Origin of the sequence: Nocardia sp. NPDC004151, assembly GCF_042874235.1 — a bacterium.
Taxonomy (GTDB): Bacteria; Actinomycetota; Actinomycetes; order Mycobacteriales; family Mycobacteriaceae; genus Nocardia.
Genome location: NZ_JBIAMR010000002.1, coordinates 275,728 through 291,229, shown reverse-complemented (window position 1 = coordinate 291,229; position 15,502 = coordinate 275,728). Strand labels below are relative to the sequence as shown.

General features: G+C 70.4%; 18 protein-coding genes. 2 read left to right on the top strand and 16 right to left on the bottom strand.

The window, feature by feature from the left end; genetic code table 11:
• Positions 1-3: 3 nt before the first annotated feature.
• The 9 genes from ACFYTS_RS04990 to ACFYTS_RS04950 all read right to left on the bottom strand — a co-directional run bounded on the left by ACFYTS_RS04990 (position 4) and on the right by ACFYTS_RS04950 (position 7,908).
• Positions 4-1,047, bottom strand: a complete 1,044-nt coding sequence (locus ACFYTS_RS04990) for a methionine synthase (RefSeq protein ID WP_387301420.1) — start codon at positions 1,045-1,047, stop codon at positions 4-6.
• Complete coding sequence (locus ACFYTS_RS04985) at positions 1,034-1,513, bottom strand: hypothetical protein (protein WP_387301418.1); 480 nt, start codon at positions 1,511-1,513, stop codon at positions 1,034-1,036. Before ACFYTS_RS04985 ends, ACFYTS_RS04990 begins: the two co-directional genes overlap by 14 nt.
• Entirely contained in the window at positions 1,510-2,631 is a 1,122-nt protein-coding gene (gene mnmA / locus ACFYTS_RS04980) for a tRNA 2-thiouridine(34) synthase MnmA (protein ID WP_387301416.1), read from the bottom strand. The genes ACFYTS_RS04985 and mnmA overlap by 4 nt, the downstream gene beginning before the upstream one ends.
• Positions 2,632-3,852, bottom strand: coding sequence for a cysteine desulfurase family protein (locus ACFYTS_RS04975; RefSeq protein ID WP_387301414.1), 1,221 nt, complete (start codon positions 3,850-3,852; stop codon positions 2,632-2,634).
• Positions 3,853-3,912: 60 nt separating this feature from the next.
• The gene (locus ACFYTS_RS04970; protein ID WP_387301412.1) at positions 3,913-4,197 is read right to left on the bottom strand and encodes a hypothetical protein; all 285 of its coding nucleotides are present in this window, start codon (positions 4,195-4,197) and stop codon (positions 3,913-3,915) included.
• A gap of 183 nt (positions 4,198-4,380) precedes the next feature.
• Complete coding sequence (locus ACFYTS_RS04965; RefSeq protein WP_387301410.1) at positions 4,381-4,716, bottom strand: hypothetical protein; 336 nt, start codon at positions 4,714-4,716, stop codon at positions 4,381-4,383.
• On the bottom strand, positions 4,713-5,069 hold the full coding sequence (locus ACFYTS_RS04960) for an FAD-dependent monooxygenase (protein ID WP_387301408.1): 357 nt from the start codon (positions 5,067-5,069) through the stop codon (positions 4,713-4,715). Before ACFYTS_RS04960 ends, ACFYTS_RS04965 begins: the two co-directional genes overlap by 4 nt.
• Positions 5,070-5,299: 230 nt before the next feature.
• The gene (locus ACFYTS_RS04955) at positions 5,300-7,270 is read right to left on the bottom strand and encodes a DUF5615 family PIN-like protein (RefSeq protein ID WP_387301407.1); all 1,971 of its coding nucleotides are present in this window, start codon (positions 7,268-7,270) and stop codon (positions 5,300-5,302) included.
• Positions 7,271-7,392: 122 nt separating this feature from the next.
• On the bottom strand, positions 7,393-7,908 hold the full coding sequence (locus ACFYTS_RS04950; RefSeq protein WP_387301405.1) for a DUF6907 domain-containing protein: 516 nt from the start codon (positions 7,906-7,908) through the stop codon (positions 7,393-7,395).
• 360 nt (positions 7,909-8,268) lie between these two features.
• Here ACFYTS_RS04950 and ACFYTS_RS04945 point away from each other — a divergent pair, with 360 nt between their 5' ends.
• Positions 8,269-8,769: a phosphotransferase gene (locus ACFYTS_RS04945; RefSeq protein ID WP_387301403.1), complete on the top strand. Its 501-nt coding sequence runs from the start codon at positions 8,269-8,271 to the stop codon at positions 8,767-8,769.
• 29 nt (positions 8,770-8,798) lie between these two features.
• On the top strand, positions 8,799-8,903 hold the full coding sequence (locus ACFYTS_RS04940; RefSeq protein WP_387301401.1) for a hypothetical protein: 105 nt from the start codon (positions 8,799-8,801) through the stop codon (positions 8,901-8,903).
• A 12-nt stretch (positions 8,904-8,915) separates the two neighbouring features.
• Here ACFYTS_RS04940 and ACFYTS_RS04935 read toward each other — a convergent pair whose 3' ends face one another.
• The 7 genes from ACFYTS_RS04935 to ACFYTS_RS04905 all read right to left on the bottom strand — a co-directional run bounded on the left by ACFYTS_RS04935 (position 8,916) and on the right by ACFYTS_RS04905 (position 15,402).
• Positions 8,916-9,539 carry a VOC family protein gene (locus ACFYTS_RS04935; RefSeq protein ID WP_387301399.1) on the bottom strand — a complete coding sequence of 208 codons (624 nt, stop codon included), beginning with the start codon at positions 9,537-9,539 and terminating at the stop codon, positions 8,916-8,918.
• Positions 9,540-9,626: 87 nt separating this feature from the next.
• The gene (locus tag ACFYTS_RS04930; RefSeq protein ID WP_357279381.1) at positions 9,627-10,241 is read right to left on the bottom strand and encodes a class F sortase; all 615 of its coding nucleotides are present in this window, start codon (positions 10,239-10,241) and stop codon (positions 9,627-9,629) included.
• A gap of 20 nt (positions 10,242-10,261) precedes the next feature.
• Positions 10,262-11,236 (bottom strand): hypothetical protein, encoded by a 975-nt coding sequence (locus tag ACFYTS_RS04925; RefSeq protein WP_357279383.1) that lies wholly within the window; start codon positions 11,234-11,236, stop codon positions 10,262-10,264.
• Positions 11,237-11,436: 200 nt separating this feature from the next.
• Positions 11,437-12,378, bottom strand: coding sequence for a lysophospholipid acyltransferase family protein (locus ACFYTS_RS04920; protein WP_387301396.1), 942 nt, complete (start codon positions 12,376-12,378; stop codon positions 11,437-11,439).
• A 6-nt stretch (positions 12,379-12,384) separates the two neighbouring features.
• Complete coding sequence (locus ACFYTS_RS04915) at positions 12,385-13,233, bottom strand: GNAT family N-acyltransferase (protein ID WP_357096203.1); 849 nt, start codon at positions 13,231-13,233, stop codon at positions 12,385-12,387.
• A 286-nt stretch (positions 13,234-13,519) separates the two neighbouring features.
• Entirely contained in the window at positions 13,520-14,716 is a 1,197-nt protein-coding gene (locus ACFYTS_RS04910) for an S-adenosylmethionine:tRNA ribosyltransferase-isomerase (RefSeq protein ID WP_387301394.1), read from the bottom strand.
• Entirely contained in the window at positions 14,713-15,402 is a 690-nt protein-coding gene (locus ACFYTS_RS04905) for an SDR family oxidoreductase (RefSeq protein WP_357279390.1), read from the bottom strand. Before ACFYTS_RS04905 ends, ACFYTS_RS04910 begins: the two co-directional genes overlap by 4 nt.
• Positions 15,403-15,502: the final 100 nt, after the last annotated feature.

Below are 15,502 nucleotides of genomic sequence, written 5' to 3'. Positions count from 1 at the left end.
CGGCTACTCGAAGGTGAGGGCCTCGGGCTCGTCGGCGTAGGCGCGGGCGGTCTCCGCGGCCAGGCTCACCGCGCGGCGGGCCCAGGACAAGGAAGCGCCGGCCAGGCCGCAGGCCGGGGAGACCAGGATCTGGTCGGCGAGCAGGCGGCGGGGAAAACCGAGGCGGTCGATCAGGCGCACACCGGGTTCGGCGATGTCACGCCAGGTGACCGGCTTGGCCGGATCGGTGGCGGGGACCAGGCCGAGCACCAGGTGCTTTCCGGCGTCCAGCAATTCGCCGACGCGGTCCAGGTCCCGGGTGCCGATCGCGGCCAGGTCGAACCCGATCGCGCTCGCGGCGGACTTGCGCAGGAAGCCGAGCGCGGGGCGGTCGGCGCAGGAGTGAATCAGGACCGGGACCGACTGCCGCGCGGCCACGGTGTCGAGGACGTGCAGGGCCTCGGGTTCGGGCATGGCGCGCACCGTGTTCAGAACGCTCACGCCCTTCAGCGTCCCGCTCAGGACGGCCGTCAGGTGGGGTTCGTCGATCTGGAGGATCACCTGCGTGCCGAGTCGCTTGGAGACCTCGGCGACGTGATTGGCGATGCCCTCGGCCAGGGACTCCGAAAGGTCGCGCAGCGCACCGGAATCGGTGAGGATGCGATGCCCGCCGGGCAGTTCGACCTCCGCGGCGACCGACAGCGGGCCCGCCACCTGCACCTTCACCGGGTGACCGGATCCGGCCAAACCGCCGGTCTCCCAGGCCTCTTCGAGCGCGTCCAGATCGGTGCGCAACAGGTCGTTGGCGCGCCGCGAGACCGCGCCGGGCCGCGCGCCCAGCCGGTATCCGCGGGTGGTGCTGTCGAACTGCATGTCCACCAGCAGCCCGGAGACCCGCCCGATCATGTCCGCGCCCATACCGCGAGCGGGTAGTTCGACCAGGTGCGGCAGCTGACCCAGCTCCCCCACCACGGTCGCCGCCGCCTCGCGCGGGTCGGCGCCCGGCCACGAACCGACGCCGGTCGCGGTGCCGCCGGGCAGCGCGAAGGCGTTGTCACTCACCGGCATCGCCGCGATCGGACTTCCCGCTCGAGTTCGTGTACCAGTCCCAGCAGGTCGTATTGACGAACCAGTCCCAGGTCTTGCCCGCGGTGCCCTCGGCGGGCGCGCCGGTGGGGATGCGGACGCGTTCGGCGTAGGGGGCGACCCGGACGGTCACGGCGCGCTTGCGCCCGGAATGGTCGGGGTTGCGGTCCGACGAGGGTCCGGTCCCGGCGTCGTGCGGGCCCTCGGGGCCGGGTTGCGCTTCGCCGGGCTGGAATTCGCCGGTATCGGCGCGGGCGGGCTGCCCCACCGGGTCGGCCGAGGCCCGATTGGCGCCCTTGCCGAGCCGGACCTTGCCGGGGCCGCGCTTGGGCCGCAGACCGGCCGGTTGCGCCAGACCGGTGCGCCACACGATCCGGCCACCGAGAACGGGCCGGATCTGTCGTGCCACATAGGACTTCGCGCCGCTGCGCGAGGGACGGTCGCTCACCGGGCGCTATCCGAGACCAGTTCGCTTGCGTACGAGTGCGGTTCGCGTTCGGTGCCGGAGATGGTGCCGCTGCCCAGTACCTCGTCACCGTCGGTGTCGGGGCGGTAGAGGACCACGGCCTGGCCGCGGGCCACCCCGGTCAGCGGCTCTCTCAGCCGCACCACCAGGCCGCCGTCGACGGCCTCGGCGACCGCGGGGGCGGTGCCGCCGTGGGCGCGTACCTGGGCGACGCATTCGATGGGGCCGGAAGGGGTTTCGCCCGACGTCCAGATGGCGCGGTCGGCGAGCACCGTCCACACCTCCAGGTCCTTGGCCGAACCCACGTGCACGTCGCCGGTGTCGGGGTCGATGCCGGTGACGTAGCGCGGCTTGCCGTCGGCGGCCGGGCCGGGCAGGCCCAGACCCTTGCGCTGGCCGATGGTGAACCCGTGCACGCCCTCGTGGTCGGCGAGCTTGGTGCCGTCGGCGTCGAGCACCGCGCCCGGGCGGATGCCGATCTTCGCGCCCAGGAAGGCCTGGGTGTCACCGGAGGGGATGAAGCAGATGTCGTGGCTGTCGGGCTTGTCGGCGACGGCCAGCCCGCGTTCGGCGGCCTCGGCGCGGATCTGCGGCTTCGGGGTGTCGCCGACCGGGAACATGGCGCGCGACAGCTGATCCGCGGTCAGTACGGCCAGCACGTAGGACTGGTCCTTGTCCGCGTCCACGGCCCGGCGCAGCACGCCGTCCTCGAGGCGGGCGTAGTGCCCGGTGACGACGGCGTCGAAGCCGAGCGCCGCCGCGCGGTCGGCCAGCGCCGAGAACTTGATCTTTTCGTTGCAGCGCAGGCACGGGTTGGGGGTCTCGCCGGCGGCGTACGCGGCGACGAAGTCGTCGATCACGTCCTCCTTGAACCGGTCGGCGAAATCCCAGACGTAGAACGGGATTCCGAGCACGTCGGCGGCCCGCCGGGCGTCACCGGCGTCTTCCTTCGAGCAGCAGCCGCGCGACCCGGTGCGTAGCGTGCCCGGGCTCGCCGACAGCGCCAGGTGCACGCCGACCACCTCGTGTCCGGCGTCCACGGCGCGGGCGGCCGCCACGGCGGAATCCACGCCACCACTCATCGCGGCAAGTACTCGCATCTAGAAGCCTCCCTTCGCTCCGGCCAGTCCGGCCGCCTTCGCCCGCTCGACCACCTGCGGCAGCGCGGCCAGCAGGGCGTCGATATCGGCGTCGGTCGAATCGTGTCCCAATGAGAATCGCAGAGATCCACGCGCGCGGCCCGGTTCCACGCCCATGGCCAGCAGCACATGGGAGGGTCCGGCGACTCCGGCATTGCACGCGGATCCGGTCGAGCATTCGATCCCGGCGGCGTCGAGCAGCATCAGCAGTGAGTCGCCCTCGCAGCCCGGGAACGTGAAGTGGGCGTTGCCCGGCAGTCGCCGCTCACCGGTCCCGCCGTTGAGCACCGCGTCCGGCACGATGGCGCGCACGCCGTCGATGAGCCGGTCCCGCAGCCGCTCCAATTCCACCGCGCGCAGCTCCAGGCCCGCCACGGTCTCGCGGAGGGCGGCCGCCAGGCTCACCGCCGCGGGCACGTCCGAGGTGCCCGAGCGCAGATCCCGCTCGTGCCCGCCGCCGTGCAGCAGCGGCACCGCGGGCACCTGCCGGCCCAGCAGCAGCACCCCGACCCCGTGCGGCCCGCCGACCTTGTGCCCGGCGAAACTGGCCGCCGCCAGCCCGCTGCCCGCGAAATCGATGGGCAACTGGGCGGCCGCCTGCACCGCGTCGCTGTGCATCGGCACGTCGAACTCCTGTGCCACCGCGGCCAATTCCCGGATCGGCTGGATCGTCCCGACCTCGTTGTTGGCCCACATGACACTGACCAGCGCCGTCTCCTCGGCGTACGCGGCCAGCGCGGCCCGCAGCGTGCGCGGCGACACGACGCCCTCGGCGTCGCACTCCAGCCACGTGATCCGCGCGCCCTCGTGCTGTTCGAGCCACTCCACGGTGTCCAGCACCGCGTGATGCTCGACCGCGCTCACCAGGATCCGGTTCCGCTTCGGGTCGGCGTCACGGCGCGCCCAGTAGATCCCCTTGACGGCGAGATTGTCGCTCTCGGTCCCGCCCGAGGTGAAGATCACCTCCGAGGGCCGCGCCCCGAGCCCCGCCGCGATCGACTCCCGAGCCTCCTCGAGCAGCCGCCGTGCGGCCCGTCCCGACCCGTGCAGCGACGAGGCGTTGCCCGTCACCCCCAGCGCAGCACACATGGCCTCGACCGCGACCGGGAACATCGGGGTAGTCGCCGCGTGATCGAGGTAGACCGTCTGGGCACCGACCGGACCCGGGAAAGCCGACTTCATGACCGTCCAAGGATAGCCGCCGCCGTCGCGTCGGTATTCCCGCCATACCCGTGGGCCGGTTCACCAGTCGAACAGGTCCTCGACGATCTCCTCGCCGACGGCGAAGCCCGCGCCCAGGGCCAGGCCCTCACCGACCGACTCCAGGAGGCCGCCGCCCGATCGGGACCCGGGCGCGGGCTGGTGCCGCAGTTCGAGGATGGCGGTCCGCACCTCGGTCAGCCAGTCCCGCGCGTCGCGGTCGACCCGTGCGGCCGGCTCCATCCGATGCGCCAGCGTTTCCAGCCGCGCGATCGCCGGGTTGTTCATGGTGTCCTCCTTCGTGGTGGTGTGCCGTCGCTCCGGCACGCACACGACGATGGCGGCGGCCGCTGACAGCCCGCCGACCGCGCGCTGACAGCGGAAACCGCCGAGTGCTCGAGGCTGTCAGCGGCCGGGCGAGCGGCTCAGCCCGATCATCGAGAAGTCCAACGGCAGCGAGCACACGATCCACTACGAGACCGGCGGTGGCGGCCAGGTCGCGGTAGTGGGTCAGGGTGCCGACATTGCAGAGCATGTGGCCGCCCCAGGCGGGAGCGAGGGACGGGGCGTCGCCGTCGGGGAGGAGACGTAGTCGAAGTGATGGCTGCCGAAGTGATGGTCGAAACCGGCGGCGCCGGTACGGACCGCATGGTCGAGGTGGGCGAAGGACCCGGAGAACGCTCCCCCGCACAGGCGGGCGAGCGGTTGCAGGGAGCGGGCGGCCGTGCTCGACAGCAGTGCGCCGGAGTCGGTGAGTTCGTAGCCCTCGCCGCAGACCCGGACGATGTCGAGTTCGCAGAGGTAGCGGAGCAGCCGGGACAAGCTGTCGACATCGGTGGCGGTCAACTCGGCCAGGGCGGCGACCGAGGCGCCGGGGGGTGGCAGCCAGCCGGTCGGTCGAAACCCCGCTTCCCGTAACACAATTCGAACCCGACCCCGGGACCGCGGAATTCGCAGACATCGTGCTCGCAACCGTGACGATCCAGACCGGACGCCAGTCCGTGCGCACGCAGCACCGCGACCGCGTCCGGTGCCAAAAACCCTGCTCGGGAACGATTCTCGGTCCAGTGCCGACTCCGCCGCTCCAGGATCGTGCACGCGACGCCCGCCGCGAGCAGCAGGTTCGCCAGGACCAGGCCCGCGGGCCCCGCGCCCACAACGACCACCTCGGTGTCGATGTCGCCATTCTCGCGACCCATCGACTCCACGTTGTTCACGAAACCGTCCTAATCGAAAGGAACGTGGTGACGCAGACGAATGCCGGGCCGATGTCACTGGGCTTGACGAGTCGAATACGGGATTGCTTCGCATCACGCGTCGCGGGCGCGCCACGCATTCTTCACAAAAGGACAAGTCGCACAAAGATAATGGCGCTGGTGCCAGCGAACGCATCGGCACCAGCGCCACGGGAGAACTGGTGAATTCGAACCTAGCCGCGCGACGACGGCAGACGCCACGCGTGGATCCGCTGCTCCGACAGCACCGCCAGGGCGCCACCGGACAGCAGCTGGTTCAGCCGCGGCAGCGCCTGCTTCAGGACCGTCACCTGATCGTCGATCGTGGCGTCCGCCGAGTGCAGCAGCACCACGCTCGGCACCGACGTGCCCGCGACGAGATCGGGAATGCAGGTCCGCTCGGCGGTCACCAGAGCGCGGCCGCTCGACTTCGCCTGCTCCAACGCCCGCCGGTTGTCGCCACCGAACAGGCCGATGTCCCGCGCGTGGGCCACGTCATAGCCCGCGGCCTCCAGCCGTTCGGCCAGCCTGGGGCTCAGGTTCTCGTCGACCAGCAGCTTGGTGCCGACCACCACCGGCGAAAGACCCTGCAACGCTTCGCCGTAGGTGATGTCGAGGACGGCGCCGTCACCCAGACCGCGGAGCATGGTGTCCAGCTCGGGGTCGGCCGTCAGCGGCGCGGTGGTCATCCTGCCGCGCCTGCCGAGCCCGGCCACGCCGACGGCTCCGGCGCCGGGCGCTCCCGCGGCTGCCAGACCCGCCTTCCTGCCCAGGTTGCCGGTGCCCGCGGCGGGGTCACCGACCGCGCCCGCGGCCCGGGATGCGGTGCCCCGCACATCGAGCCCGCCGCCCCGCGCGTCCAATCCGCCACCCGTCATGCGCATCGTGTTGCTCTGCACCTCCGCGACCAGGCCCTTGACATCCCCCACGGGCGTGGCCGGGGCGACCGTGGCACTCGTGCGGCCGGATCCGTTGCCGTCCCGGAGCTTCCGCCACGCCCACACCAGCAGGGCGAGCAGTCCGATGATCGCGGCCGCGATGGCCAGCAGCGCGATCAGCCACCACCAGCCCAGATCGTCCTTGAACTTGGTGAACCAGCCCTCGGCCTGGCCGGTGCTCGGCGCCGACATCCCCGGGAGCCCGAAGGACCCGTCGGGCATCTTCACACCGCCACTGGGAAACACGATCGAACCGTCCGGCATCTTCACGGTGCCGCCGGGCAGCCGCACCGCGCCGTCGGGCAGCTCGAGCACACCGTCCGGCATCCGGATCAGACCGTTCGCGTACCGCAGCGACCCGTCGGGCAGCCGGACCGCGTTCTCCGGCAAGGTGATCGAGCCGTCGGGGAGCTTGATGGAGCCGTCGGGCAGCACGACATTCCCATTCGGCAGCTGGAAGCTACCGTCCGGCAAACTGATCGATCCGTCCGGGAGCCGCACCGTGCCGTCGGGCAGGTTCACCGAGCCCTCCGGCAGGTTCACCGTGCCGCCGGGGAGCTGACCGACCACGCCGGGCACCGACAAACCGGCCAACCCGGCGGCCAAACCGCCTGGTACCGTGCCGAATCCGCGCTGCGGGTTCCAGGAGATCTCCGCGGCGCCATTGTCGCCGGTGAACTTCTGGGTGACGGTGCCGTCGGCGTCGACGGTCGCGGCGGCGGCCGGGAAGCCGAGCTCGGCGGCCGGTCCGCCCAGCTTGCGGTAGGCCGCGAGCATCGGGCCGCGGACCACCCACGACTGCCGGGGCGTCCAGTAGATGGCCGCGCCGTCGGGCGTGGAGAAGTCGTTGAACCGTCCGGTGTCTCCGGGCGTCATCGATTCGTCGTTGGCGGGGAAGCCGAGATCGCCGCCGGGCCCGCCGAGTTGCCGATAGTCGGCCAGGATGTCGCCGTAGAGGATATGCGCGCCGGTGGGCTGCGAGTAGTAGATCGCGCCGCCCGCATAGTCGCGGACCGCACCGCCCGCCACCTCGCGGACGTCACCGGACGGATTGCCGAGCAACGATCCGGTGCCGCCGAACTGCTCGTACTTCTGGGCGATCTCCTCGGCCCCGGACACCTGGGCCTGCGCCGGCGCCACCAGCAGGGCGACGCCGAGGCTCGCGGAGCAGCCGAGCAGCGCTGCCCTGCGCAACCGGACCGAACTGGACAAACCTATGTTTCGCACACCGATCCCCTTTGCCGTGAGAAGGAACGATCAGGCCCATGCACGAACGCAAGCGACCACAGCTCGCAAATCACCAGCTATCGTAGGCGAACACCCGGTCGGACAGTCGACAATCCAGGCCGTCAAGCCAGCAGGTCGGCGGCTTCCATCAAATGGGCGGCGATCCGGCGCGCGGCGGCCGGGGCGAATTCCACGATCTCGTCATTGCCGACGGTGAATTCGATGATGAGCCTGCGGTCATGGCCGCAGTTGAAGGCGCACAGCTGGATCTCCACCGAGCGCAGCTCGCCCGATACCTCCACCACCCGCTTCGGACCGTAGTGCACCCAGCCCTCGGGATCGTCGTGGCAGCGGCACCAGGCCGGACAGCGAGCCGGGGAGTCGACGGTCCGATCACACAGCGCCGCTCCGGCACACAACGCCCGCGCGATATCGGAGGCCTGCTCGTCGGTCATCTCGACCCACAGATGCGGGGCGAACACCAGGTCCACCCGCCGGTGTCGCAGCTCCTCCCCGGTCGCCCGCAACTGCACGAAACCCGCTGATGTCGAATTCGATACGTCATCGATGTCGAGCATCAGGCCGAAATGCGTTCCCCCGCTGTCGACTCCCGGCGGATCGGTCTCCTCGTGCACCATACACCAACTGGGGCAAGCCAATCCTGTTGTCACTGCGCCTCGCCCCCTTCCGTCGGCCACATGACCGGCGCACATTCATGACGGTAGACAACTCGCGCGGAAACCGCGCAGCAAATGCGAACCTGGCCACAAAACACACCCTGCGCTCGCAGTGCCGCATTTTGGCAATCTGATACGTGTTACATCAAGTGACAATTTCCGGTCGGCTCAGGTGAATGGTGCAAATATGCTGAATATCAACTTGAGTCCCACCTACCGGAGCATGCGACGCGGCAGTTTCGCAACCAAATTAGAACGCGTTACAGTCCCCGAGAGCACGGCTCGGCTCACTCGCTCTTCGCTCCAGGAGGAACTCCGCAGATGTCCGCCCCCGCGTCCGACCAGAGTTGGAAACTCACGGTTTCCGACCGCGACAACGACGAGCTGACGGTACTGCTGGAACACTGGCTGGCCACGCGCGTCGACGCCGACGCCACGCCGCGGGTCACCGGCCTGGTCAAGCCCAAGGGCGGCGGGATGTCGAGCGCCACATTGCTTTTCGACGCCGAGTGGAGCGTCGGCGGGGAATCCCGTGGCGGGCGGTTCGTGGCACGGCTCGCCCCCGAGGCGGATTCGTTCCCGCTGTTCGAAACCTACGATCTGGAAACACAGTTCGCCGTCATGTCGGGTGTGGCCGACGTGGTCGACGCACCGCTGCCCGAACTGCACTGGCTGGAAACCGATCCCGGCGTACTCGGCTCACCGTTCTTCGTTATGGGCCGCGTCGCCGGGCGGGTCTGCGAGGATAATCCGCCCTACGTCTTCACCGGCCACCTACGCCTGGGACTGAGACCGGGCCCGGGGGCTCTCGCCGCGAGCTGATCGAACTGGTCGACCTCGGGCACGACGGCGTGCTCGAGATCGCGGTCGAGCGATTCGGCCTCGACGAAGCGCCCGAGGCCCATCGGCGACTCGCGGCGGGCACGCTGTGGGGCCGTGCCGTCATCGTGCCCTGACCGCGCCGCGGATCACCGATCGGCGGGCTGGGTGGCGGGCGTCCAGGCGAAACCGTCGGGGTCGGTGAATGTTTCGGAGCCGCCGATGGTGAGCCGGTGGGAGCCGGTGCCGTCGGCGGGCACGCCCGCGTCCTTGGCGAGTGCGCGGCGCTTGTAGAGGGCCAGCTTGATCGGGCCAGAGCCGGTATCGAATTCGACGTACACGGGACCGAAGCTCTTGGCCACGGGCAGGCCGTGGTCGACGTAGAAGCGCTTGGCGGCAGCGATATTCGCGACGCCGAGCAGCAGGACCAGGGACTCGAAACGCTTGGTCGCGGGGCCCGAGTTCTTCTTGGCGGAGGTGGCGACCTTCCAGATCGCGCCGTCGGGGGCCTGGACCACGCCGCCGTAGCCCCACATCGACTTGGCCGCGGGCTTCAGCACCGTCGCGCCCGCGGCGACGGCCGCGTCGAGGTAGGCGTCGGCGTCCGCCGGCTGGGCGACGGTCAGGGACAGGGTGTAGCCGCGGAAGCCCGTGCTGGGCTCCTGGGCGGCGCGGAACCGCAGCTCGGTGTCCAGGCCGAAGGCGGTGGCGTAGAAGTGCGCGGCCGCCTCGGGATCGGCGACATCGAGAGTGATGAATTCGATGGAGGTCATGTCCACGACGCTACGGTCGCGGGCCTGACCAGTGCTTCTCGATTCCTGATCAGTCCGCGACCGCGCGGTGGGCTCCGTCACTCCCGGCTAGGTCACCGAGTCCAGCGAGGAGAAGACGACCACGTTCGACAGGTAGCTCTTGGCGTTCTTGTCGAAATCGCCGCCGCAGGTGACGACCTGCAGGGTCGCGCCGCCACGAGGGCCGAACACGGTCTGGTCGGGGAACTCCGACTTCAGGTACATCCGCACATCGGTGACCTTGAAGTGCGCGACCTTACCGTCGGCGCGGGTCACGTCGATCATGTCGTCCTTCTTGACCTTCTTCAGGGCGAAGAACACTCCCGGGCCCTTGTAGGAGTCGACGTGGCCGAGGATGACCGACGAGCCCTGCTCCCCCGGGGCCGGACCCTGCTGGTACCAGGCGGCCTGCTGATAGTCGGCGGGCACCTGGACCGAGCCATCGGCATTGAGGCCCACCGAGATCAGCGATCCGGCGGCATTGATCGAGGGAATCGCGAACGACACCGGGGTGGACCGGGTGATCGACCCGGCCGTCTGCACCGCGACCGTGGTCGGCACCCGCGAAGTCGACGGCGCGTCCGAACCGCCGGAGGATCCGCAGCCCGAGACCAGGGCCGCGGTGACCGCCAGCACCGCGGCCACGGCGGCCAACGGTCTGCGGCGGACCGGCTTCGTGCTCATCGTGTTTCGGCGTCCGGTCATCATCGGGCGCCCGCCATGCCACCGGCACCGGTCTCCGGCGCGCCCTTCGGGATCTTGTAGCCGCCCGCCGGGACCGCGTCGGTCGCCGCGATGCCGCCGGGGATGCCGGTGCTCGCGCCGACCGGAATCGTCATGCCGTTCACCACATCCGCGCCCGCGGCCGCGCCGCCGGACACGGTCAGGTCGACGCCGCCCAGGCCGCCGCCCTGCGCCTCTCCACCGATATTGGTGTTGCCGCCGACCTGCACACCGCCGTTGGCATTGCCACCGGTCTGGACACCGCCGCCGATCTGCACGCCACCGTTGGCATTGCCACCGGTCTGCACGCCCCCGCCGATCTGCACGCCGCCATTGGCGTTGCCGCCGGTCTGCACGCCCCCACCGATATCCAGGCCGCCATTGGCATTGCCACCGGTCTGCACGCCCCCACCGATGTCCAGACCGCCGTTGGCATTCCCGCCGGTCTGCACACCGCCACCGATATCGATGCCGCCACCGGCGTTTCCGCCCGTCTGGACGCCACCGCCGACATCCACGCCGCCGCCCGCGTTTCCGCCGGCTTGCGTATTACCGCCGACCTGCACGCCGCCATTGGCATTGCCACCGGCCTGCGTATTGCCGCCGACCTGCACGCCACCATTGGCATTCCCGCCGGCCTGCGTATTACCGCCGACCTGCACGCCACCATTGGCATTCCCGCCGGCCTGCGTATTACCGCCCGCCTGGACGCCGCCATTGGCATTGCCACCGGCCTGCGTGTTACCACCGACCTGCACACCGCCACCGGCGTTTCCGCCCACGTGGGCTCCGGTGTTCACGTCGACGCCGAGCCCGCCCGGGCCGACATTGACATCGACGCCGAGGCCGAGGCCCGGGGCGGGCGCGGTGGTCGTGGGGTCAGCGGTGGCTGACGGCGCGCAGAGAGCTACGGCCGCGGCGATGACCACGGCAGCCGGGAATGTCCTTGCCGACATTGATGTATTCGCTTCCAGACGTCGTTATTCGATTGCCTTGCCGTCGAATCACGCGGGCCGGGCGTTACCGACTGGTCGGCCTGGAAGCTGAGAACTAGCGATAATTAGGGGGTCCCGAGACCGAACGACTGTGCGACCCCCTAACGGACATTCAGCGCAAACCGGTGAAATCCCCTAATACCCTGTGAAATTGATCCGAATCACACCCGGTCGACCGCGGCCTGCCGCGTCGCCCCGGTACCGATAGCTGCGAGGTGCTCCGAGCCGTGGATCACATCGGTGAAGGCACGGTCGACGGTGTCGCCCTCCAGCTCCTGCTCACAGCGCCGCGCCAGCTCGTGCCGGTCGGCGTCCGGGAGCAGTTGCGGCCGCAAGGTGATCTCGGCGACCACGCCCTTGGACCGCAACACCCGCCGGAACGAGTCCGCCAGCGAGTCCACGCCGACGAAGCCGGGGACCGTGGACAGTTCGCCCGCGGCGTTCACATACCGCAGCCGCAACGGCTGCACCGGCGCACCGGAATCGACGGCCGCCTGGAACAGCGCGGGCCGCAGCGTGCCGTGCGCGCGACCGCACCAGGTGGTGCCCTCGGGGAAGAAGCAGACGCGGTCCCCGGCGGAGAGCCGGGCCGCCATGGTCTCGATGACCGACGGCAGCTGGCGCAGCCGTTCCCGATCGATCGGGATGACCCGCACCTTCTTGGCCACGTCGCCGAGCGCGGGCCACTCCACCAGATCCGCGCGGGCCACGAAGCCCATGGGCTCCACGGCGGTCAGCGCGAGGATGTCGGTCCAGCCGATGTGGCGGGCCGCCACCAGGACACCGCCGTCGCGACGGTCCCCGGCGGCGCGCTCGTCGGTGATCCGGACCCGAATTCCGCAGCACGCCAACAGGGCTCGCGCATAGCGGCGCTGCAGACCGGTGCGGCGGCGACGCGGCGTGGCGACATGCGCGATCGGGAAACTCAGCAGCACCCCCGCGATGCCGAGCACGCGGGCCGCGACCCGCAGCGTGCCCGCCTCAGCGGGAGAGTCGACACACGAAGCGCCGCACGGGCTGTGGGGCATCCAGGAGTGGGCGGTGGGCTCGGCCGGCGGGCACGAGAGCGCACCGGCCTCGGGGGAGAGCAGAGCGGGCATCATGGGATATCACCGGGCATCCAGGCTGTTGGCCGCGCCCTGCAGGCGCTCCAGGTAGCGGGTGTTGATGGTCTCGAGGCCGAGCAGCGCGACGAAGTCGGCCACCGCGAACTCCGGATCGTGGGCGGGCTCGCCGCAGATCTCCGCGCCCAGGCGTAGGTAGCCGCTCAGCAGCGGCGGCAGCTTCGGACGGGCCGGGGCCGCCAGCTCATCCAGTCCGCGGCCGTCCACCACGACCGGGTTGTACGGGCGCACATGGCGTTCCGCGTCCAGCGCGTGCTTGCGCAGCAGCAGATCGCGCACGCCGCGCACGTTCACACCGGGCTCGTCCTCGGGCGTCATCCGCATGGGGACCGAGACGCAGCCCATCACCCAGTCGTAGCCGGTGAGCTGGATGTAGTGCAGGATGCCCGCCCACATCAGGGTCAGCACCGAGCCGTTGCGGTGGTCGGGAACCACACAGGCGCGCCCCATCTCGACGATCCGGTGACCGACGGGATCCAGTGCGGCCAAATCGAATTCGGTGGCGGTGTAGTAGCCGCCGGCGGCGGTCACCTTGTCCGGGGGCAGCATGCGGTAGCAGCCGACGAACTGATCGGTGAGCTCGTCGCGCACCAGCAGGTGGTCGCAGTGGTCGTCGAAACGGTCGGCGTCCAGGCCGGTTCCGTTGTCGGGGATGGTGAATCCCGGCTCATTGGCGAACACCTGGTAGCGCAGGCGCTGCGCGGCCTCACGATGCTCGGCATCGGAGGAGACGACCAGGGAGTACTGGGACCGTCCGGTGGTGCGGGGCGGTTCCGGGGCGGGCTTCGACGCGGCTGCCAGCAGGCTGGAATTCGACGCTGCCATGGTGGTCATAGCCTTGATCAAGCCAGTCCCAGACTGCGTCGGAGCGTCCGCCGGATTACCTGCCGATGCCAGTCCGGTGAACGCGACGCAGACCGCACCGGACGTTCATCGAAGCGCCTCTGAACGTTCCCTACCAGGACAAACGCTCGTATCCCTGATGGGTACCGGCGGGTAGGAAAGCCTTTGCCGCGGGCCGGAATCAGGCGGCGAGCCCTCGGCGACGCGGAAGATGCCAGCCTACGCCACCGTCGGTGAAGCTTGCATCCCGGGGGTCCAGTTCCGGAACGGCCGCGGGTCAGTTCCGGAAGAGGAGGGCGGCGTCGCCGAATTCGTGCCACAGATAACCGGAATCGAGCGCGGAGCGGTACGCCTCGCGGACCACCTCCCCGCCCGCCACCGCTTCCAGCAGATGCAGATGCGAGGCGCCCGGGGCATGCCACCCGGTGATCAGCCCGTCCACCACCCGCGCCGGGCGGTCGGCGCTCAGCACCAGATCGGTCCACCCGGCCATCGGAAGGACCCGGCCGTCGACGGTGGCGGCGGATTCGAGCGCCCGCGTCACCGTGGTCCCGACCGCCACCACCCGGCCACCCGCCCGCCGAGTGGCCTCGACCAGCCGCGCGGTCATCTCCGGCACCTCGAACCGCTCCGGACTGGGCGGCTCCCCGGCCTCCGGCGAGGACACGCCCGTATGCAGGGTGATCGGTGCCAGGCCGACGCCGCCCGCGATCAGACGCGTCACCAGCGCCTCCGTGAAAGGCCGACCGGCGCTGGGCATTTCGGCGCTGCCCGGGATCATCCCGAACACGGTCCGGTAGTAGGACGCCGACCAGCACTCGGCCACATAGGAATAGGTGATCGGCCTGCCATACCGGGCGAGCACCGTCCGGACGTCGATATCGATGCCGCCGGGTACCGCGGCCACCTCGGCGACCCACAGTCGATCCCCATCCGGCAGCCACGGACCACGCATCGTGGCGACCTGACCGCCCTGAAGAGCAATGCGCGCACCGGATTTCAGAGCCGCCCCGCGCCACGGGACGCCCGCCGGGTCGCGCAGCTCCACCACCCAGCCGCCGTCGTCCAGCCACGTCGAGAAGTGCAGGACCGCCGACGCACCCGCGTACTCGGCGTCCACGGCCGCGGTGATCATGGCGGAGTTGTTGAACACCACCAGATCCCCCGGCCGCAGGAAGGACGGCAGCTCCCGGAACCGCGCGTGGGTGAGCGCCGGGCCGTCGGACACCAGCAGGCGCACCTCGTCGCGGGCCAGGCCACGCGCCTCGGGCGGAGCGGCAGCGGACAATTCGTCCGGCAGGACGAAATCGACGGCGGCGGATTCGAGGGCCACACCGCCACCGGACTTCCCGCGGCCGGGCGGCCCCGTAGCCACGCCCCGGCGGGACCACGGCGAGCCGACCCGCTGCCGCGAAACCGCCGACGTCTCGGCGGCCGCCTGCGGTCCGTCCACCCCATTCGCGCTGATCGTCATGGCGCGACTCGCATGTCCGCGGCGAGGTAGCGCCCGCTCGGGGGGCGGGTTTCCAGGAGGCGCAGCAGGGCCGGGACAACGGTTTCCGGTTCGGGGCGGTCGGAGATGTCCTCGCCGGGGAAGGCCGCCTGGTGCATCTCGGTGCGCATGTCGCCGGGGTCGAAGCTGTAGATGCGCAGGGTGGGGTTCTCGGCGGCGAGGACATTGGTGAGTTGGTCCAGCGCCGCCTTGGACGCGCCGTAGCCACCCCAGCCCTCGTAGCCGCCCACGGCCGCGTCGGAGCTGATATCCACCACGGTGCCGCCCGCCATGCGCAGGGCGGGCATGGTGAGTTGCAGGATCGCCAGGGGCGCGATCACATTCGTGTCGAGGACGGTCGCCAGCTCGTCGAGGGGGTACCGGTCCAGCCTCGGCAGCGGGCTGGGGCCCAGGGTGCTGGCGTTGTTGAGGACCAGGTCCAGTCGCCGCGATCCGACGGCCGCCGCGACGCGCTCCCGGACCGCGGGGTCGGCGACATCGCCGGCGATGGCGTGCGCGCCGGTCGCGGCCCGCACCCGTTCGAGCCGATCCGCGCCGCGCGCGACGATGATCAGCTCCCAATTCCGCTCGGCGAGCGCGAGCGCGACCGCCCGGCCGAAGCCCGCCGACGCCCCGGTGACCAGGGCCCTTCTCGTGTTCTCAGGCATACCGCCATCGTGAAACCTGAAGCGCTGTTCAGGTCAATGACTTTTCGCCCGCAGCGAAGAACCGGGGACACGGCTCATCGCTCCGACCCGTGCGGGCCGG